Consider the following 20,038-nt stretch of genomic DNA (forward strand, 5'->3'; position numbering starts at 1 on the left):
GAAAACAACGTAATTTCAACGGCCCACTCTTCAACCCGCGGAGGCGGGTTTTGTCTGTATAGGCGCGAATTCCATTCGCCCGCTCTTCTGGCATTCATTTCACGCCAAAATCAAAGATTATGACGTGAGATGAATTTCCGAGTTAACAGCTAAGGAACGAAAATTTAATAATTTAAACAGCTCCTACAGTCCTCTCTCCTATACTCTGGGAAGTAAAAGGAGGCAGAGCCTGGTAACAAGCAAGTCGATTAAGTTATTAAATTGCCATTCCTAATCACATCGGCAAGTCCAGCAATCAGTCGCAGATTGTCCGCCCGATCGCGCACGGCGACTCGGAAAAATCGATCGCCCAACTCAGGAAAACTCAAACAATCCCGAATCAAAATCCGGTGTTGTTGCAACAGACTTTTTTGAATTGCAGCCACCGACACCGACGACTCAACTAACAAGAAATTAGCCGCCCCAGCCATTGGCCGCAAACCGGGTAAATCAGCCAAACCCTCAAACAGCTCTCGCCGAGCCACGGGCAGCCAATCCCAAGTTTGCCGCTCAAAAGCGGTATCTCGCACCATAGCAGCAGCCGCCGCCGCAGCCAAGGCATTCACAGGCCAAGGATCGCGCAGCAACTGCCAGCGGCGCAGGATGTCGGGATGGGCGATCGCACATCCCATCCGCAGTCCCGGCAGAGAATAGAATTTGGTGAGCGATCGTAAAATCACCAAATTCGGAAATTCCTCAACTAGAGCGATCGAACTTTGCTGCTCTGCTGGCGGTAGAAAGTCCATAAAGGCCTCATCCACCACCACCATACCCAACTGCTCCAAATAAGGCCGAATCGCCTCCCTACCGAAGAGCAAACCCGTAGGATTGTGAGGGTTGTTTAGCAACAAAGCTCGATCGGCGCCGAGAGCAAGAGGAACCGGGAGAGGGAAAGAAGGAGAGACAAGGGAACCGTTAGAAACCGATAAATCATCGCTTACCAATCCGTTTCCGGTTCCAGCATCCAACGATTTGAGATCCAACCCAGATGTTCCACCATTCTCAATTACTTGTTTGGGAACAGGCAAGATGCCTGTTCCACAAGAAAATTCATCCCTTGTGGAATGGGCATCTTGCCCGTTCTTGACAATGGTGCAAGATGTGAGATCCAAAGGACAATCGAGCACCTGCGCGCCGAAAGCCGAAAGAGCTCGCCAGTAATCGCCAAAAGCCGGAGTCACCAAATAAGTCGCCTCCAGCTTCGACAAATCCCAAGCCGCCCAAGTCAACAATTCCGCCGATCCATTCCCCGGCAAAATCCAATCCGGATCAACATTCAATGCCTCACCCAAAGCAGTCCGGAGCTCTCCATAATCCGGGTCTGGGTAAGCCGTGAGACTGCTCAAATGAGCTTGAATCGCAGCCAGGGCAGACTCAGGAGGGCCCAAAGGACTGATACTGGCAGAAAAATCGAGAATAGCAGAGGGAGGGCAGCCAGCCAATGCGGCTGCCCAAGCTAAATTCCCACCGTGTACAGGTCTAATCAAGACTCAGTTCACCAATTAAATTTTGGGTTCTTTCGGCGGTGCAACTCTGTCCTTAAACAACTTACCTGCGGAAAATGCAGGAACTTTAGTTGCCGGGATTTCCATCTTGTCGCCAGTTTTGGGATTGCGACCCTCCCGGGCCTTGCGTTCCCGCGACTCAAACGAGCCAAAACCGACCAATGTCACCTTGTCGCCGTCGGAGACAGCTTTCATGATTGCTTCCAAGGCTGCACTCAAAACGGCATCTGCCTGTTTTTTCGTGACACTAGCATTTTCGGCCACTACATCAACCAATTCACCTTTGTTCATTCAGAACTCCTTCTGGGATTTGCAAAATACGTTAAACAGAGTTCAACTATTAGCTGTGAGTTGTAACTGTATTGGAGTTTGGGTTGAGAGCGTTTGGGTTATCCCCTATTACTCCAGCCCGCTTCCCCAATTAAGAACTCCTGCTGAATACTAATTACCCTAGGGTAATTGGTCAGAAAAGGAATTTTTGTTTTTAGTTGCTGAAAACCCGACAGCATCTAATTTTCACTGCATTATTCTAAAGTCTTGCCGACCCTTATGGATCGGTGGAACCTTTAATTTATATGGATTCGGACAATTTTTAGAATTAATACCTAAATTTAGGTAAAAAAATACCTCTTTGGAGAGAAGATTTCTTGCCTCCGTGGATTTGAAATTTGAAAATAAGTAAAAATAGCAGGAATAAAATGTCATTTGTCAAGGGTTAAACAAAACTTTTTTTCCTGATTCCTGATTGCTTCTGAGAGAAAGAAGGTGAATTAAAAGGAATAAAGTCTGAATTGTCAAGGGGAAAAGAAATATTTCTTTTCCTCGAACCTCTTCTCTCTTCCCATTCGTGTCACCAATCGCCTAAAAACCTTTGTATCTCTATCTCTCGTTTATAGCCGAGGCCCGATCCCCCTAAATCCCCCTTAAGAAGGGGAGTAGGGGTTGACTTTGAGAAGAATCCTGTCCCTCTCCCCGGATAGTCGTTTGTATCTCTCGTTTATAGCCGAGTCTCGATCCCCCTAAATCCCCCTTAAGAAGGGGAGTAGGGGTTGACTTTGAGAAGAATCCTGTCCCTCTCCCCGGATAGTCGGGGGACTTGGACGACGCTCTTCTCTCCCGGATAGTCGGGGGAGTTGGACGACGCTCTTCTCTCCCGGATAGTCGGGGGAGTTGGACGACGCTCTTGTCCCCCCCTTGTTAAGGGGGGTTAGGGGGGATCTAGACTCGGCAAATCGTCAGACAGCAGACCGGCACGACTTTTGACCTTAAGTTGACACCTCTTCCTTCATCCCGATGCCCTCTTTGCCCGATGCCCGATGCCCGATGCCCCATGCCTACTGTCTGGGCTGGACGGGTTGACTGCGCTGCAACAGTTGGCGGGCGTCGGGACTGATGTTGTTTTGGTAGCCAAAGTTCGATCGATCGCTATCATCCAAAATCTGGGGAGTCAGCAATACAATCAACTCTGCCCGCTGGTTATCCTTAGTGGTGCTCCTGAACAGCGAACCGATAATCGGCAAATCTCCCAAAATCGGAATCTTGTTTGCTGTAATCCGTTCTTCGTCGCGGATAATCCCCGAAACAATCAAAGTTTGACCGTCCCGCAGGCGAATTAGCCCCGATTGCAACGATCGCTCGCCCAGCAGCGTTATCTGATTGGTGTTCGCGCCCGTGGCCAGATCTCGAGTGGAGCCCGGTGTCCTGATAATCGGGTTCACCCGCAAAGAAACAAAGCCATTATCGTCAACCCGATCGATCGCCACCCCCAACTGCAAACCGGCCTTATCTTTCACTGCCGTCGTGGTTGTGGTACTTGTATTTCCCGTGGTCTGCGTTTGCTGAGTGATGTTAGTAATTATCTCATCAGTAATATTCACATTCGCCGTTTCTCCTTCTTGAACCACCAGAGTTGGATCGGTGAGGATTTTGGCATTCCGGGTTTCAATAGTTGCCTGCAACGCCGACAGGAACCTCCTCGGATATTGCAACAGCGGGAACAGGGCGAAAGTCGCACTGCCACCCGGGCCAGGCTCGTAAGTTTCAACCCCAACTCGTCCGGGGTTACCAGTAATTGCTGTCGGGCGGAGGAACACCCCGCCACTGTTAGGTACGTTGATTAAATTGCCATTCCGATCGTAGGTAGGAGTCCCTGTTAGAGGCACGTTGATTAAATTGCCCCTCTGATCGTAGATAGGCTCCACGGCTCCTATGGGGTTGGGGACGATCGGCGGAGTCGATCGATTGTTGGGATTGTTGACATCACCGACTGTAGCCGGCCGCAAGCCACCAAAATTGAGACTTGCTACTCCGTCCTGATTGACAAAGAAATTGTTATTAATTCCGAAAGAGAAACTGCTGCTACTTCTGTTGTTTCCCAGCAAGTTGACATCGATCACCTTGACGTTGACAGCCACTTGACGGCGGCGCAAATCTAGCTGAGTCAAGAAAGCTACCGCAACATCAACTTTGCGGGGGTCGCCCACCAAAGTGATGGAATTGAGCCTCGCATCCGCCAGCACCGACAGTCCCCTCAGCAAGAGCGGCCCGTTGCCATCCTTGGCGCCGATCGCCTTAATGTCCGGTTCCCGAATTTCCACATCCCGCGCCGTATTTCCCTGGCCCACGGTTTGAATAGTCACCCGAGTAATCGGGAGTTGAGTTTCTGCACCTTGAGCGCTCAAAAAGTTAGCTGCATCCGTAGATCTGACTTGATTGAGTCGCAGCGTCCGAACGATAATATTGCGCGAGTCTAGAGGCAAATTAGAACCGACAAAAATCGTGCGCCCGACGCGGTTGGCTTGCAGCCCGCTGATCCGCAGCACGTAGTTAAAAACATCTTGCACCGACTCATTTTCGATGTCCAAAGAAATCTTCGGCCCTTCATCAGATGCTCCTGCTGCTCCCGGTGCGGCCGCCGGAGCGGCTTGGCCTGGTTGGCCGGGGGCCCCGCCGCCTGTAAAAGCAATGTTCAATCCCGCAGCCCTGGCCAGCAGAGCTAAAACGTCGCGGACTGGGGCATCGCGCAGCACCAAACGGGGGATGCGTTCTGCGGAACTCAGTTCAATACTTGCCCCAGCCGGCGCGATGTTAGATACCGCGATATCTCCCAAGGGCGGCGCTACAGCCCGCGGCTGGAAAGACGGAGCTTGATTGTTCTGAGATTGTATTTCGCTGGGGAGGGGCGGGCGATCGTTCCTAGTAATAGTAACTTCGGGATTTTGCAGCATCACGCCCGGGGTTTGCGACGTGCGGACGGGGGCCGGCCGGGAAGTTGTTGGGCTCAGCGGCAGTCCTGGAGGTGGCGGAGGTACATTTTGGGCTTGGTTTAGCGAGGGCAATGCAGCCTGTGTTGCTGGGGCAGACTGCGCCGTTCCGCCCTGTCCGGCAACGCTGAGGACGATGCTTTGGCCTTGTCCGGGCACAAATTGTCCGTTGGGAATTCCGTTGGTTCCTGCCACTACAACGCGGATGCTGTTAGCTTCTAGCTGGGTGATTTCTACTGAGGAAATGCCCGGAGCTGGGTTATCTTGCCGGAAGCTGTTGCCTTGGCGCAGGCGGAGCTGGGTGTTGGTAATCGTGGCTTGGTAGGTATTGCCGCTGTTGATGCCAAAAACTTGCGGGCGATCGCCCTTTTCGGTAGCTAGGACAATATTTACGCCATTATTAGCTTGACTTACTTGCACTCCTGTGACTTTAGTCGGCGCTGCCGAGACTGGCGCTTGGGCGAGCATAACTCCGGCAACGCTGCTCAAGAGTCCTCCACTTAACCGTAGATGCTGTTTCACGTTCTCTCCTCTACACTTTATTATTTATGGGCATGGGGCATGGGGCATGGGGCATGGGGCATGGGGCATGGGGCATGGGGCATGGGGCATGGGGCATGGGGCATAGGTTATTGGTTATTAGTTATTGGTTATTGGTGAGGGCCTACTAATGTCCAATGCCCAATGCCCCATGCCCTGGGAAGGCCGATGCCCACGGAGCCCTATGGGCACATCATCTTACTGAAACGAAGGCTATATCTTCTCGATTCGAGCCTGTGTTTGAAGGAAGAAGTTAGAATGAATTCGGCAAAAAGCCTAATTTTAGATTGCCATATATTTTTGTTCGCGGCATTCATATTTTGGCGTTCTATCTTCTACCTCCTGCTGAAAAAGCAACTTTCAAAAAAGAGCTAATATCAGCAATAATACGGCTACTTAGCAGCAGGACTTGGAGCCGGAGTTGGCAGTTTTTCTTCTTGCTTTAACGGCAGCAGCGCGTGCAAGTCAAAAGCCGTTTTAATTTTAGTTTGTGGCTGCTCCACAGGGACTATTCTTCCCTTCAAAAAATCTATTTGCATAGACTGAGTTGATGTTAGCAATTCAGATTTCAAATTCCTCACTACCAACAGCGACTGCATCAACTCCAAGTTACGCATGAAATTGCGGGTTTGAGCGAAACTGCCTTCAAACTCTACCTTATATTTTTTGCGTCTGAGCTTGCCAGCCAGGGACGGCCCGAAGGACGTATCGCTGAGAATATCAGGGTCGGGAGCTCCCGGCACGGGTGCTGGTGCTCCTGCTGGCGGGACATCCGGCTCAAATTTGGTAATTTTAGCCTTGAGGTCGTCCCCTTGCACGCCGGCGTTGATGCGATTAACCAGTTGGTTCATGTCAAGCAGCAGCGTGTTAGATCCTGCGTCGCTAGCAAACATTGCCGTCACGTTGGCCCGGCGCTGTTTGGCTTCTTCTTGCTTTGCTTGTGCTTCTGACTTTTTGAGAATTAGAGTTTGCAATTCGACTTGCGTTTTCTTGCTGGCGGCAATTTTTTGTTTAATTTCGTCGCTTTTTTGGAATTCCGGGAGTACGAACTGGGAGCCGACGTAGCCGGCTATTCCGAGGCCGAGAACCGCGATGCCTATTGCTTGGACTTGGGGTGTCAGCTTAATGCCAAATATTTCCTGAGTCCCTGCTTCTTCTGCTTGTGCCCCGCTGGGAATAAACTCTGCTGTCATGGTTTTTTCACCTCTGTTTTTTCTGGTTCTAGCACTCCTTTTTCTTGAAGTGTTTCTATCCGTATTGCTAGCCCGTCTGCTTGCTTGCTCCGCAGCTCGGGGAGCAACTCGGAGGCGCCAGTCGGGCTGAGCGTTGTTTCAATTTTATATTCCACCACCGGCCGCAGTTTGGGAAGTTCTGCTGCTGCTGCGTTTGGGTTCCGCACTTGTAATTGCGTGGGGTTGCTTTTTAATGTGGCCGCTACCAGTTTGGTATCGGTGTTGAGGAAGAAAGGAGAGCGCTGGACTAGAAGCATAAAGTCGTTAACTTGAGCAAAGGTACTGGCTATCCCTGAAATTTGTACTTTTGCCGCCTGTGGCGGGGCGACTGGGATAGGAGCAGCCACCGGGGTGGGGCTGGCTGGGGATGGACTCGCGCCGGGGGATGGACTCGCGCCGGGGGATGCGGCGGGAGTTGCCGCGGGGGGAGGGGGTGCTGCTGCAACGGGGGCGGGACTGGGGTCGATTTGCTCGATTTTGGCAATTTGCAGTCCGGCGGGAGTGCGGGTACTCAGGTCTTGCAGCATCGCCGACCAAGGTTTAATTTGGTCGAATACTCCGGCTAATGCTTTGTATTCGGCGGTAACTTTGTCGGTTTCGGCGTTGATGGCTTTGATGGCGTTGGCTTGAGTGCTTAACCTTGCCAGTTCTTGTTCGATGTTTGCTTGTTCTGTAGCCAAGCTGCTATTTTGGCTGGTCGCCCACCACCAGGCGCCCATGACGGCGGCATTGAGACCCAAGGCAAACAGCCCCGCCCCAATTAGGGGCAGTTGGTCTTTGGCTCCCCCGGAACTTCTTCTAGCTGAGCTTTTGGCTGCTGTGACTGGTTTGTAGTCGGGGCGATCGTTGAGAAAATTAATATCTAGGCTGTACATGGCTTCACTGGATTTTATAGCAGAAGGAAGAAGGAAGAAGGAAGAAGGAAGAAGGAAGAAGGAAGAAGGAAGAAGGCATGAAAGGCTTGGCTCAAGGTAAAAAGAAGGAAGAAGGAAGAAGGAGGAAATCCTGTGGAAGGTGCAATCTGCCGCATGGTTTGAGCAATTAAGAACGTCCCAACCGTCTTGGCTGTTGCTATAGATTTTAATTTGAAATTTTAGATTTTAGACAGAGCGCCAGATTGCCGGTATAAGTGAAGGATTTATTTAGGGAAGAAAGAAACAACTTTCTGCCTTCTACTGAAGGAAGTGGTTGCTTCTACCTCCGATATTCTACCTTTTACCTTTTACCTTTTACCTCCAATATTCTACCTTCTGTATCAGGGGGCTTCTTTTTGCGGAAGAAGCTTTTTCCTAAAATTCTCAAATCTGTTTTTCTATTATCTAAAACTCTTAGGTCACATTACCTCCCTGAGTCCTAAACCTAAGGCTACTCCTAAGCCTGCTCGCTGTTCTGGGCTAATTTCTTCGCTGATTTCGAGTCCTAGGGTTTCGATTGGGTCTACTTGAGATGCCGGCAAGCTTAATCTTTGCATGAAAAATTCGTCAAGTTTGCCGATCGCAGCTCCTGGCCCTGCTAGCAACAGTTGCGCTACTTCGAGTTCTTCGCTCTGGTTGAGGTAAAAGTCTACTGAACGGCGCAGTTCGTCTGCTAGTTCTCCCAATACTTTAATCATCGCATTGGTGCCGGGATTGGTGTCTCCCGATGCGCCCATTGTGTCTGTGACTGGTAGGGTCATGCCTTGCAGTTCGCTGGTGTCTCTGGTGGGAGGCAGGTTCATGGCTTGGTTGAGGGCGGTCTGGATTTGGTAGGTGCCGATCGGGATAGTACGGTTAAATTGCGGTATGCCGTCCACTACTATAGCTAACTCGGTACTGTCAAATTCTATGTCGGTGAGGACTGCTGCTTCTTGGGAGGAAAATTGTTGCAGTTGGTCTTTGAGGGTGCGGATCAGAGCAAAGCTGGTTACTTCTAACACGTCTATATCCAGTCCGGCTTCTTTGAAGGTTTCGATGTATGTATCGGTAACTTCTCTGCGGGTTGCAACTAATACGACTTGCACTTTTTCTACGCCGTCGTCATCTACAAATAGGCCTATTTTTTGATAGTCTACGTCGGCGTCTTCTCTGGGAAACGGCAAGTACAGCCCTGCTTCTGCGTTCATGTAATCCCGGAGTTCTTCTTCGTTGAGCTCTGCGGGAACTGGAATTAGCCTGATCACGGCTTCGCGGCCGGGAATGGCGGTGGCTACTTTCTTGGCTTTGATTTTGTTTTCAGCCATCAGGGTGCGTATTAGTTCTGCCATTCCCGGCGGATCGACTATTTGCCCTTCTTGTATGATGTCTTCTGGTACTTCCATTGAGGCTAGGAGACCCAATTTTAATGCCTGAGCTTTCTTTTCGATCTGAATGATGTTGATGCGATCTGGGGCTATTTCGATCCCGATTCCAGGCTGGCGTGGGGAAAGTAGACCTTTGAAAAAGTTAACCATAGGATTGGGTCGTCGGTAATTGGTATTTTTTTATGTTGTACGCTTGCCAGCCTGATTGGGCCGTTGGCTGTTGGAAGATTGGTTTCCAACTCCCGCCGATACTGCGATCGCTGCGATCTCGGTATCCCGCCTGATTCTGCGCTGCACAGTCTTTGTGGCGCGATCGCCAGTTTCGATTTTATGCTATCCAATTTACTTGACAATAGCTATTCTGTTGCGAATGTCAACAAATTTAAACTCGATCGACCGAAAACCTGCCGGTTATGCAGCAAAACCGACTCTCTCCCTCCCGGGCCCGCACACAAAACTCTGGCGCTTGAGCCCAGGAGGGCTTTGGGAGGGCGATGCTTGTTTTCTCCTTAGCTAACCTTGAATCTCAAAATTTATTTCTATGAAACGTAAATCTTGGCAACTGTTCGCTGTGTTTGGGCTGGTGGGGCTGCTGCTGGCTGCGGTGGTAAGTTGCAGCAAGCCGGCTGTTAATTCCCAGGCCAAGAATGCGGACGCGATCGAGTTTTGGACTATGCAACTGCAACCTCAGTTTACTGAGTATTTCAACAAGACGATCGCCGGTTTTGAAGCCGAAAATCCGGGAGTGAAGGTGCGCTGGGTGGACGTGCCTTGGTCGGCGATGGAAAGCAAGATTTTGGGGGCTGTGTCGGCGAAAACTGCGCCGGATGTGGTGAACCTGAATCCTGATTTTGCTTCGCTGTTGGCGGGACGCAATGCTTGGCTGGATTTGGACTCGCGGATTTCGCAGCAAGTGCGATCGAGCTATCTGCCAAATATCTGGAAAGCTAGTGTACTCGACGGCAAGACTTTTGGCATTCCTTGGTATCTTACAACTCCGGTAACTATTTACAATACGGATTTGTTTAAAAAAGCTGGAATTACCAAGCCTCCGGCTACCTATGCCGAGTTGGCAACTGTTGCAAAACAGGTAAAAGAGAAAACTGGTAAGTTTGCTTTTTTTGCGACTTTTGTACCGGAGGATTCGGCGGAAGTGTTGCAATCTTTCGTGCAGATGGGTGTGCCTTTGGTGGACGCTCAAGGTAAGGCTGCTTTTAATACAGCTAAGGGCAAAGCTGTTTTTCAGTATTGGGTTGATTTGTACAAGGGCGGGCTGTTACCGCAGGATGTTTTGGTGCAGGGACACCGCAGGGCGATCGAGCTTTATCAAGCTGGAGAAACTGCTTTGTTGGGTTCCGGGCCTCAGTTTTTAAAGGCGATCGCCGAGAATGCTCCGAGTATTGGTGCTGTTTCAACTGCTGCGCCTCAAATTACCGGAGAAACTGGCAAGAAAACTGTGGCAGTAATGAATTTAGTTATCCCTCGCGATAGCAAGCGGCCTGATGATGCTGTCAAGTTTGCTTTGTACGTAACTAATTCTCAAAATCAGTTAGCTTTTGCGAAGGCTGCTAATGTTTTGCCTTCCACGATTGAGACTTTGCAGGACGGTTATTTTAAGAGCGTTCCTGCCGATGCTGCTTCGAGCGATCGAGCTAGGATTATCAGCGCTTCTGGGTTGGACAAAGCCGAGTTGTTGATTCCGCCTCTCAAGGATGTTAAGAAGTTGCAAAAGGCAATTTATGACAATTTGCAAGCAGCAATGTTAGGCGAAAAACCAGTAGAGCAAGCTGTCACTGATGCGGCGGCGGCTTGGAATCAAAGGTAGTTTTTTATTAAAGCTGGGGCAACTTTTTTTTTAGTTCGCCCCTTGCTTTTTTTTGCAACTTGACATATCATTAAATAATGGAAATCCGTGTCGCCATATATATAAGTAAATATCAGCATTAAAATTATCATCCTAGGTTCGTAGTGAGGACTTTAGTCCTTCTTTAGTACAACTAATATTATCGTTTCCGGTTGTATGGTCAGGTGATTTAACCGCAGAGAACACAGAGGACACAGAGAGAGAGAATAGAGATCTGAATGCAAGACGATGGTATCGGATTTGATATAGATTGCTCACGAGAAACCCGTGCGATCGCTCCTGCATATAAGTTATAATTAAACTAGGTAATAACTCCGACGCTACCGCAGGAGGCAACTATGCAAATTAAAAACAGCAATCCAATGGGAAAAGTTTTTGCCACTCTGACAATCGTTAATCGAGCCGACCAAATTCGGGCAGAAGATGGGACGATTCTAGAAGACCAAATTCGGTCGATCGTCCTCAAAAACGTATTGGTGGACACAGGGGCTACTACCTTGTGTCTGCCAAAAGAGGCGATCGCCAAACTGGGACTAAAACTCCTCAAAGAAGTAGACGTAGCAACAGCAATGGGTATTGGCAAAGCCCGCATTTTTCAAGATGCTAAAATATCAATGTTTGACCGGGAAGGCACTTTCGAGTGCTTGGAGTTACCGGGAGGTAATGATGCACTTTTGGGTGTCATACCTTTAGAATCATTGGGATTGGAAATAGACTTGCAAAATCAAATCTTGAAACCTTTACCCATCAGTCCGACTGAAACCTATTTAACGATTTTGTAGCGCTAACCCCCATTTTTGAGACGGTTGTGCGTTGACAAGTGCGATCGTTTTTCTCAATTCAGCAATATTGTAGCGTTCGTCAGCGAGGGCCCTAATTTTCAGGTGGGGAATCAGAAGTGGCTGATGCACCCTACTATTTTATGAAAACTAATATTATCGTTTCGAGTTGTATGGGAATAATTTAACCACAGAGAACACAGAGGACACAGAGGGAGAGAATAGAGATCTGAATGCAGGTTATGACAATTTGCAAGCGGCAATGTTAGGTGAAAAACCAGTAGAGGAAGCTGTCACTGATGCGGCGGCGGCTTGGAATCAAAGGTAGTTTTTTATTAAAGCTGGGGCAACTTTTTTTTTAGTTCGCCTCTTGCTTTTTTTTGCAACTTGACATATCATTAAATAATGGAAATCCGTGCCGCCATATATATAGGTCAATATCGGCATTAAAACTATTATCCTAGGTTCGTAGTGAGGACTTTAGTCCTTCTTTAGTAAAAGTAATATTATCGTTTCGAGTTGTATGGGAATAATTTAACCGCAGAGAACACAGAGGACACAGAGAGAGAATAGAGATTTGAATGGAGGACAATGGTATCGGCTGAATAAGTAGGGCTAGAAGTTATTCTAGTTGTCAAGGCAAGCCCAAGGGATGAAGAGAAGACTTTAGTTGGTGCATTTAGCTTTTGGGGTTTTCAAGTCCCAAAAGCCTTTCGACATCAATTATGCAATCGCCCCTCTTGACTTGTCAAGACAGTATCTACAGAATTTTGGAATGGTTTTTGTGAAGCGAGCCCCAACCGACTACCAATTAATATGAGGATATTTCCATTCGTAATAATTGGGAAACACAAAATTAGTAAACGAAACCGAAATACTCACATCCAGGGATTTTACGTGATGCCACCAACCCACAGGAATAAAAATAACTTCTCCCGGTTCCAAAATCACCTCAATGATTTTCGCCTCTCTGTAAAGCGGATACTTTTCGTAGTCAGGATTTTCGCCGTCAACCTTGCTGAAAACTCCGACATGATTGTAAAGTAGAGGTGTTTGCTGCGGACAAATCAACTTAATTAATTTGCGTCCCGATACCTGTGCTAAAACTAAGTTAACCGGGTCGTGGTGTAGCGGTGTAATTGTACCTTTCGGGCCAAACCAAAAGAAAATTCTGCCTTTGGTATCGTCGGGAGTCAGATATTCTGGGAAAATTTCAAAGTCGTTGAATAGCGGTTTAAATTCCTCTCTTTCCAGAGTTTGGTTGTTAGCAACCATGTAGCAGTCGTTGCTAGGGCCGCCGTTGACGACCATATCTATATATTCGCGGAACTGAACGGTTTTTTTGTGGTTGTGTATCTTAATTTCGTAATCCGGGTCAGAATTGCGGTTGGCTTGAATTTCCACCTCTGCATCGCCGTATTTTTCCTGCAAATACTCTGGCGTCCACAACTGTAAGGCTTTCCAGTTGTGCATGATGTTGGTAATAATTACCGGAGTGTTTTTTGCGTAGTAATTTTCGAGAAAATACTCTCTAGAAAGACTGCTTTTCCGTTCGATTGTGCCAAACTTGGAAGAGAGGGCTGCTAATTGATTGTTGATGGTTAGTTGCGATTCCAGTTTCTGCAATAACTGTACGTAATGGCTGCCTGCTTGGAAGTACGGATGAGAGGATATGGCTGTAACTTCTGCGGTTGCTATTTCGGCATCAATGCCTGTATTTATTAGGCCTTGAATGATGTCTGCATCTGGTTGATTTAATAATTTGTTAGCCGCCACCCACTGTTTCAGATTGTCGGGGACTTCGGGTTTGCTTGGCGCTGCTGCGAGTAGATTGGGCAAGTTTTGTGTCAGCCATTCTAGATTAACCTGTTGTTCTTCGGTTAGGGTAATCCGCAAAGGGGGAAGTGTGATGGTTAGGGGTTGGGTGTCAGGCATGATTGGAGTGTTTTGTTTTGGGGTGGTTTTGTTTTGCTTGAAGTTGCTTAACTAATATAGCAATCTGGTTGGATTTGTGAATGAGTTGTTTTATAATCTGCGATAATAAACAGGCGAGACGCCTGTTCCACGGGCGCTAATAAAGAGAGAGAGGGTTGCTATCACTATTTTAGCTTAATGAGTGTTGGCTGTTTGAGTTTTCTGGGTGCGATCGCTTTTGTCCGGATTTTTTTGTTAATTTTAAGTTAAGGTTGCAGATTTTTTATCCATTGGCGGGTTCCGAAATATTTGCAGGAATCGGAAGCTGTCTTCGCTGCGGCGCTTAGGGCGTTTGTAAAGTTTTTTTGTAAAATGTAGTGACAGAAAGCGCCGTGAAAGATGTCGCCGGCGCCTAATGTGTCTGCGGCTTGTATTTGGGGCACTTCTACACTACCAAAACTGCCTTTGCACAAGTATTGGATTGGTTTTTCGCCGCGTGTGATGGCAATGTTGGGTATTCCGGCTGCTGAGAGATAAGCAAAGACTTGTTCGGAATTGTGACAGTCTGGCGGGTGAAAGTTATCCGAACACACAGCCCATTCAACGAAGGGCAATATTTTTTCTAATCCGGGTTTCCAACTGCCGCCATCGAGGACGATTGGAATGTTTTTTGATTGGGCGAGTTGAGCAATTTCTTGGCTGGCTGGGATTTGATGTCCGTCAAACAGTATGATATTAACTGATGTTAAAATATCTCGGTTAATTGCTTGGCTGTCAACCTGGGATTTAGTAGCATTCACTGAGATTACTGCCCGATCGCCCGTTGCTTGAGTTACGATAATCGAAGAGACTGGCGGAGAGTGCGATCGCCCTGGCTGCAAATCCATTATCCTGACATTGTACTCTGCTAAGTCTGCACGGATTAATTGGGCGATCGCGTGAGTACCGAAAACTCCCGCCAACACCGCCGCATTCCCCAAACCGCTAAAAGCCACCGCAGCATTTGTCGCCGGCCCGCCCGCAGCAATGGTAGAATCAACAGCAACAACTTTCTGATTTTCCCCCGGAGGCTTGGAGGCTAAATAAATTAAATCCAAAGTCGCCAATCCCAAAAACAATCCAGTCTTCATAATCTGTCTGATATTTTTTCTTGTGATATTGGTTCTTAAATCTGTGGCATGGGCGTCCCGCCCGTGTTATATCTGCGGTTAAAAATAAAAAACATCAAAATGCAGCCAAATCCCAATACAGGAACACTGTACATTGTCGGAACGCCGATCGGCAATCTCGAAGATATGACATATCGCGCCATCCGAATTTTGCAAACAGCAGACTTCATCGCCGCCGAAGACACGCGCCACACGGGCAAACTTTTACACCACTTTCAAATAAAAACGCCCCAAATCAGCTATCACGAACATAACCAACACCAGCGACTCCCGGAATTAATCGATAAACTGCTGTTAGGAAAAAGTATCGCCCTCGTCACCGACGCCGGAATGCCGGGAATTTCCGACCCCGGATACGAATTAGTCAAAGCCTGCGCCGATGCTAATATTAACATTATTCCGATTCCCGGCCCGAGCGCTTGTATAGTTGGGATAAGTGCATCGGGATTACCTACAGACAGATTTGTGTTTGAAGGATTTTTACCCACCAAAGGTCAAGAACGCCAGCGGAGTTTAGAAAGTTTGCAAATAGAATCGCGCACTATTATCTTATACGAATCTCCGCACCGATTGCGGCAAACTTTACAAGATTTAGCAAACACCTTGGGAAGCGACAGACAGATTGTACTGGCGCGGGAGTTGACGAAAATGCACGAAGAATTTTGGCGCGGTAGTATGGAAAGTGCGATCGAACTTTACACCACACGCGAACCCCAAGGAGAATTCACCCTAGTGATTGCCGGTATCCAAACAAACGCACCAATTTTCTCAGAAGACGCCATCAAAGCCGAATTGCAAACATTAATTGCAGAAGGTGTAAGTCGTTCCCAAGCCAGCCGCCAACTCGCGCAACAAACATCCCTCCCCCGCCGCCAAATCTACCAACTAGCCCTCACAATTGGCGACAACGAATCACCAGAACAACCTTTAGAAGACTTGTGAATAACTCTCTCTTCTCCTTCTCTGCGCCCTCTGCGCCCTCTGCGGTTAAATAAAAAAAGCTAAATAATCACACTAATAAATTCTATGGTACGCGGAAACTACGATCGCCAAAAACCCTATTTACGCAACCCCCACATCAACAAACCAATCGCCGAAATCTATGCAGACTTAGACGCCTTTAGCTGGGAGATATTTGAAGACCAACCCCACCGCTTCGATACAGTCAGTTTCTACGTCTTGCTTCCCCCGCTGTTTTACGAAGGAAAATTCATCAAAGGGATTTACTTCAGCGAAGGAGTCGAACTGATAAACAAACTCTTTCCCCAACTTTCCTCAGTATTTCATTCCTTCACCTATTCCCCCGGAACGTCCTACTCCTGGGCACCCGTAGCCGACGCTTACTCCAGTTTATACAAAAATCCGCAGCGAGCCAAGTGGTTTCGCGAAACATATCCCGATCGCGCCAACAAACCAATCATACCACTGCAAGACACCGACTTCATCAACGAATACTTAATTTCCCCTCGCAACGTCCCCGCCAAAGACATCGACCTCCTCGCCGTCGCCCGATTTTCCGAAGAAAAGAACTTGCCGATGATTGCCAAAGCCTTAAAAATTTATCGGCAAAAGTATCCGCAAAAACTCATAAAATTAACAGTTGTCAGCGGTCACGACTTTGATGTTAATAACTTGAAAACTCTCGACGAGAACGCATTAAAAGAATTGCACGAAGTTGAAACAATTTTAGGAAATACCTCCGACTACATCAACTTACTGCCGCGAGTTGACTACTATCAAGAAATCCCTAACTATTATTCGCGGGCACAAGCATTCGTCCTGGGTTCCCTTCTCGAAGGCAAAAACCGGGGAATTACCGAAGCCATGAGTTGCAACGTACCAGTAATTTGTTTTGAAGAATTCAACCAATACGCCCGAGGAAACTCGCCCGTTTTCCCGGAAGGTGCGGGTCTTTATTCCAAATTTGACGCGGAATCCTTAGCGGATACGATTCATACAGTATTGCAAAATCAAACTGAATTCAAACCGCGATATCAGTATTTAAAGCATTGCGGTCGCAAGAACTTTTTTAATACTTGCCTTGACAGTTTTCCCTACTACCAGCATAACATTCCCGACTACAAAACGGGAGCGGGATTTAAGAATTTGTGGCTGGATTTGGCCGTGCAGCAAAATTATCAAGTCAGCTTGGATAGTTTTTTGTACGGAGGTTCTCCGCTATCTCACATTCGCGGGACAAATGCGATCGGGCAAAATCTTGGTGAATTAACCAAGTTTTTAGGCTAATTCCCAATTAATATGTAGGGTGCGTCAGTTGGGTTTGTTTGATGATAATCGAGTAAATTAAATCTGACTCACCGACTTAAGATGTAATTCTTGATACTAAAATCTAAAATCTAAAATCTAAAATCTAAAATCTAAAATAGTATTAGGATGTCACTCAGCAGGAGAAACACAGAATGCACGACTTAAAAGTTGTCATTATCGGTGCCGGAATTGGCGGCTTAACTGCGGGTATCGCCCTCCAACAAGCAGGTTATGAAGTTGCAATTTACGATCGCGTAAAAGAACTGCGTCCAGCAGGCGCTGGTATCTCCATGTGGTCGAACGGCGTCAAAGTTCTCAACCGCCTTGGTTTAGGCGAAAAGATGGCGCAAATTGGCGGAAAAATGGAGCGCATGGAATACCGCACCAAAATCGGTCAACTGCTAAATGACATCGATTTAATGCCACTAATTCAACAAGTCGGTCAGCGTCCTTATCCGGTGGCGCGCCGCGACTTACAACAAATGTTATTAGCAGCTTTTAAGGGAGAAGTCAAGCTCGATCGCAAATGTATTGCCGTGGAAGAAGATGCAACCGGAGTAACTGCAATTTTTGAGAACGGAGACAAAGCGCGCGGCGATTTGTTAGTGGCTGCTGACGGCGTTCGCTCAATTTTGCGAACCTATGTATTGGGCCGCGAAGTACAGCCGAAATACGGCGGTTATATCAATTGGAACGGGCTAGTAGCGGCGGATGAAGCACTAGCGCCGCCAAATACTTGGGCGATTTATGTCGGTGACTGCAAGCGCGCCTCATTAATGCCCGTAGCGGGCGATCGCTTTTACTTTTTCTTTGATGTTCCGTTACCCACAGGAACTCCCGCCAATCCCGACAATTACAAAGCCGAACTTAAAGAACATTTTGCAGGTTGGGCCGAACCAGTGCAATTGTTGATAGAAAGATTAGATCCCAATACAGTCGCCCGCCCGGAAATTCACGACGTAGGCCCGATCGACTCCTACGTTCGCGGTAGAGTTGCTTTGCTGGGAGATTCCGCCCACGCTACCTGCCCGGATTTGGGCCAGGGAGGCTGTCAAGCCATGGAAGATGGACTCGTACTCAGCAACTACCTTTCGACTACGAATTTAGGCGTAGAATACGCGCTCAAACGCTACGAAACTGAGCGCAAGCAGCGGGCGAATGCAGTTGTCGAAAAAGCGCGCCAGCGTGCCGAACAAATTCACGGCAAAGATCCGCAGGTGACACAACTTTGGTACGAACAACTGGCTAAGGAACAGCCAAGTGATGTCACAGATGCGATCGCCAAAGTCATCATGGCAGGGCCCCTACACTAGCACAATCTTCTAGCGGGAAAATCAATCAAAAATTAGCATTTAACCTTACAATAATGTCAGGCAAACTTACTACTCACGTTCTCGACACAGCCCGCGGCTGTCCGGCGGCAAATATGTCGATCGCCCTGCAATCAATTGACCCCAACTCCGGCGCCAAAATCCTGCTAAAAACTGTAACAACTAATGCTGACGGCCGCACCGCTGCTCCGCTACTATCAGAAAACGAGTTCAAACCGGGAATTTATGAATTAGTCTTTGCTGTTGGCGAATACTTCGCGCAGTCCGCCGAAAATTTGCCCGATCCGCCTTTTTTAAACAGCGTTCCAATTCAGTTCGGCATCGCCGACCCAAGCTCACACTATCACGTACCGCTGTTAGTTTCGCCTTGGTCGTACAGCACCTATCGCGGTAGTTGATTAAACAGTTGACAGTTGACAGTTGACAGTTGACAGTTGACAGTTGACAGTTGACAGTTGACAGTTGAGGGCGCAGTGTTTATCGCGGTAGGGTGCATCGCCCATAGCAGTTCTCAAGAAAGTGAGGTACCCTCTCAAGCTATTACCAATTACCAATTACCAATTTGTCAACTGTACCTCATCTATCTGAGAAAGGCTATATATTTGTAAATATCCAAAATTGTTGGAGCGACGCACCATGCTTTAACTAAAGAGGGGAGATGTCAAATAATTAATTTAAAATTAAAAAAACCATGTTAGTCACAAAACAACCTGTTTTCAAACGCTTCTGGTATCCCGTTATTCCCGTCGCCGAATTGTCAGGCGAACCAAAACCTTTTGTATTGTTAGGTCAGCCGATCGCACTTTGGCTCGATTCTGAAGGCCAACCCGCAGCAGTAGAAGACCGCTGCTGTCACCGCACTGCTAAACTTTCCCTGGGAAAAGTTGTCAGCGGCAACATTTCCTGTGCTTACCACGGCTGGACATTCAACTCGTCAGGAACTTGTGTCAGTGTTCCACAACAGCCAAACGGCTCGATTTCTGGCAACTACAAAGTAAAATCTTATCAGGCTTGCGATCGCTACGGATACGTTTGGGTTTGTTTGGACGAACCAATCGCCGAGATTCCCAATATTCCCGAAGCAGCAGACCCCAACTACCGCCAAATTCACGAATTTTACGAACCTTGGAATTGTGCGGGATTGCGGGTGATGGAAAACGAATTAGATATGGCTCATCCTACTTTTGTACATACCGCAACTTTCGGCAGCGAAGAGCATCTCACGCCCGATGTGATGGAGTTTACAGAAACAGAATGGGAACTGCATTACCGAAGTGTTTTGGGTGTCGCTAATCCCGCCGAACAACAGCAAAACTTAAACATAGAGCAAGCTGAAACCGTGCGGACAATAGACGGAATTTGGTTTCTACCGTTTACCGTCAAGCTGCGGATTGCTTACCCAAACGGACTCGTTCACATCATCGTCAATACCATGACTCCGATTGACGATGCGACTTCTCAAATGGTGCAGTTTTGCCTCCGGAACGATACCGAAAATGAGGCAAAAACCAGCGATATTATTGCCTTCGATCGCGCTGTTACTTTAGAAGACAAGCGGATTTTAGAAACAACAGATTGGGACGTACCGCTCGACATCGCCCAAGAGCAACATATGCTGACAGATAAGCCGGGAATCATCATCCGCCACAAAATTGCTGCACTTCTAAAAGCCCACGGCGAAGTCGAACAAACTAAAGTCAGTTGACAGTTGACAGTTGACAGTTGACAGTTGACAGTTGACAGTTGACAGTTGACAGTTGACAGTTGACAGTTGACAGTTGACAGTTGACAGTTTGTAGATGTAGGGTGCGTCGCCATCGAAAATCCCTAAAAAAGATCGACAATCTCACAGCGAC

The 20,038-nt window shown here is 47.9% G+C and carries 16 protein-coding genes; 8 read left to right on the top strand and 8 right to left on the bottom strand.

What is annotated here, in order from left to right; all coding sequences use genetic code 11:
* Positions 1-248: 248 nt before the first annotated feature.
* The 6 genes from JGK22_RS17425 to pilM form a co-directional block, all read right to left on the bottom strand.
* Entirely contained in the window at positions 249-1,526 is a 1,278-nt protein-coding gene (locus JGK22_RS17425) for a threonine-phosphate decarboxylase (RefSeq protein WP_293313292.1), read from the bottom strand.
* 15 nt (positions 1,527-1,541) lie between these two features.
* Positions 1,542-1,835, bottom strand: a complete 294-nt coding sequence (locus tag JGK22_RS17430) for an HU family DNA-binding protein (protein WP_293148925.1) — start codon at positions 1,833-1,835, stop codon at positions 1,542-1,544.
* 1,043 nt (positions 1,836-2,878) lie between these two features.
* Positions 2,879-5,329 (bottom strand): type IV pilus secretin family protein, encoded by a 2,451-nt coding sequence (locus tag JGK22_RS17435; protein WP_293182092.1) that lies wholly within the window; start codon positions 5,327-5,329, stop codon positions 2,879-2,881.
* Positions 5,330-5,739: 410 nt separating this feature from the next.
* A complete protein-coding gene (locus tag JGK22_RS17440; protein WP_293182090.1) occupies positions 5,740-6,540 on the bottom strand; it encodes a pilus assembly protein PilO in 801 nt (266 codons plus the stop codon).
* Positions 6,537-7,454, bottom strand: a complete 918-nt coding sequence (locus JGK22_RS17445) for a PilN domain-containing protein (RefSeq protein ID WP_293313294.1) — start codon at positions 7,452-7,454, stop codon at positions 6,537-6,539. The genes JGK22_RS17440 and JGK22_RS17445 overlap by 4 nt, the downstream gene beginning before the upstream one ends.
* A gap of 458 nt (positions 7,455-7,912) precedes the next feature.
* Positions 7,913-9,007: a type IV pilus assembly protein PilM gene (gene pilM, locus JGK22_RS17450; protein WP_293182086.1), complete on the bottom strand. Its 1,095-nt coding sequence runs from the start codon at positions 9,005-9,007 to the stop codon at positions 7,913-7,915.
* A gap of 70 nt (positions 9,008-9,077) precedes the next feature.
* Between pilM and JGK22_RS17455 the strand changes: the two genes are divergently transcribed.
* The 3 genes from JGK22_RS17455 (at position 9,078) to JGK22_RS17465 (ending at position 11,503) form a co-directional block, all read left to right on the top strand.
* Positions 9,078-9,374 (top strand): hypothetical protein, encoded by a 297-nt coding sequence (locus JGK22_RS17455; protein ID WP_293182084.1) that lies wholly within the window; start codon positions 9,078-9,080, stop codon positions 9,372-9,374.
* 24 nt (positions 9,375-9,398) lie between these two features.
* Complete coding sequence (locus JGK22_RS17460; RefSeq protein WP_293313296.1) at positions 9,399-10,682, top strand: sugar ABC transporter substrate-binding protein; 1,284 nt, start codon at positions 9,399-9,401, stop codon at positions 10,680-10,682.
* 377 nt (positions 10,683-11,059) lie between these two features.
* Positions 11,060-11,503 (top strand): retroviral-like aspartic protease family protein, encoded by a 444-nt coding sequence (locus tag JGK22_RS17465; protein ID WP_293191551.1) that lies wholly within the window; start codon positions 11,060-11,062, stop codon positions 11,501-11,503.
* An 801-nt stretch (positions 11,504-12,304) separates the two neighbouring features.
* Here JGK22_RS17465 and JGK22_RS17470 read toward each other — a convergent pair.
* Positions 12,305-13,435, bottom strand: a complete 1,131-nt coding sequence (locus tag JGK22_RS17470; protein WP_293191549.1) for a cupin-like domain-containing protein — start codon at positions 13,433-13,435, stop codon at positions 12,305-12,307.
* A 245-nt stretch (positions 13,436-13,680) separates the two neighbouring features.
* Positions 13,681-14,544 carry a sugar kinase gene (locus JGK22_RS17475; protein ID WP_293191547.1) on the bottom strand — a complete coding sequence of 288 codons (864 nt, stop codon included), beginning with the start codon at positions 14,542-14,544 and terminating at the stop codon, positions 13,681-13,683.
* A 99-nt stretch (positions 14,545-14,643) separates the two neighbouring features.
* Between JGK22_RS17475 and rsmI the strand changes: the two genes are divergently transcribed.
* From rsmI to JGK22_RS17500, 5 genes are all read left to right on the top strand, one after another.
* Positions 14,644-15,525, top strand: coding sequence for a 16S rRNA (cytidine(1402)-2'-O)-methyltransferase (gene rsmI, locus JGK22_RS17480; protein ID WP_293198390.1), 882 nt, complete (start codon positions 14,644-14,646; stop codon positions 15,523-15,525).
* Positions 15,526-15,609: 84 nt separating this feature from the next.
* Positions 15,610-16,830, top strand: coding sequence for a glycosyltransferase (locus JGK22_RS17485; protein WP_293191541.1), 1,221 nt, complete (start codon positions 15,610-15,612; stop codon positions 16,828-16,830).
* A gap of 173 nt (positions 16,831-17,003) precedes the next feature.
* On the top strand, positions 17,004-18,164 hold the full coding sequence (gene hpxO / locus JGK22_RS17490; RefSeq protein ID WP_293313298.1) for an FAD-dependent urate hydroxylase HpxO: 1,161 nt from the start codon (positions 17,004-17,006) through the stop codon (positions 18,162-18,164).
* 53 nt (positions 18,165-18,217) lie between these two features.
* Positions 18,218-18,580 (top strand): hydroxyisourate hydrolase, encoded by a 363-nt coding sequence (gene uraH, locus JGK22_RS17495; RefSeq protein ID WP_293182068.1) that lies wholly within the window; start codon positions 18,218-18,220, stop codon positions 18,578-18,580.
* A 293-nt stretch (positions 18,581-18,873) separates the two neighbouring features.
* The gene (locus JGK22_RS17500) at positions 18,874-19,887 is read left to right on the top strand and encodes an aromatic ring-hydroxylating dioxygenase subunit alpha (RefSeq protein WP_293182066.1); all 1,014 of its coding nucleotides are present in this window, start codon (positions 18,874-18,876) and stop codon (positions 19,885-19,887) included.
* Positions 19,888-20,038 lie beyond the last annotated feature (151 nt).

This window comes from Microcoleus sp. PH2017_08_TRC_O_A (genome assembly GCF_020738665.1).
Taxonomy (GTDB): Bacteria; Cyanobacteriota; Cyanobacteriia; order Cyanobacteriales; family Microcoleaceae; genus Microcoleus.

What these genes read in the sequence shown, in the direction of transcription:
- JGK22_RS17430 (WP_293148925.1), bottom strand. Translation starts at nt 1,835, where the DNA reads ATGAACAAAGGTGAATTGGTTGATGTAGTGGCCGAAAATGCTAGTGTC.
- JGK22_RS17460 (WP_293313296.1), top strand. Translation starts at nt 9,399, where the DNA reads ATGAAACGTAAATCTTGGCAACTGTTCGCTGTGTTTGGGCTGGTGGGG.
- JGK22_RS17440 (WP_293182090.1), bottom strand. Translation starts at nt 6,540, where the DNA reads ATGACAGCAGAGTTTATTCCCAGCGGGGCACAAGCAGAAGAAGCAGGG.
- JGK22_RS17475 (WP_293191547.1), bottom strand. Translation starts at nt 14,544, where the DNA reads ATGAAGACTGGATTGTTTTTGGGATTGGCGACTTTGGATTTAATTTAT.
- JGK22_RS17445 (WP_293313294.1), bottom strand. Translation starts at nt 7,454, where the DNA reads ATGTACAGCCTAGATATTAATTTTCTCAACGATCGCCCCGACTACAAA.
- hpxO (WP_293313298.1), top strand. Translation starts at nt 17,004, where the DNA reads ATGCACGACTTAAAAGTTGTCATTATCGGTGCCGGAATTGGCGGCTTA.
- JGK22_RS17470 (WP_293191549.1), bottom strand. Translation starts at nt 13,435, where the DNA reads ATGCCTGACACCCAACCCCTAACCATCACACTTCCCCCTTTGCGGATT.
- JGK22_RS17500 (WP_293182066.1), top strand. Translation starts at nt 18,874, where the DNA reads ATGTTAGTCACAAAACAACCTGTTTTCAAACGCTTCTGGTATCCCGTT.
- rsmI (WP_293198390.1), top strand. Translation starts at nt 14,644, where the DNA reads ATGCAGCCAAATCCCAATACAGGAACACTGTACATTGTCGGAACGCCG.
- JGK22_RS17465 (WP_293191551.1), top strand. Translation starts at nt 11,060, where the DNA reads ATGCAAATTAAAAACAGCAATCCAATGGGAAAAGTTTTTGCCACTCTG.
- pilM (WP_293182086.1), bottom strand. Translation starts at nt 9,007, where the DNA reads ATGGTTAACTTTTTCAAAGGTCTACTTTCCCCACGCCAGCCTGGAATC.
- JGK22_RS17485 (WP_293191541.1), top strand. Translation starts at nt 15,610, where the DNA reads ATGGTACGCGGAAACTACGATCGCCAAAAACCCTATTTACGCAACCCC.
- uraH (WP_293182068.1), top strand. Translation starts at nt 18,218, where the DNA reads ATGTCAGGCAAACTTACTACTCACGTTCTCGACACAGCCCGCGGCTGT.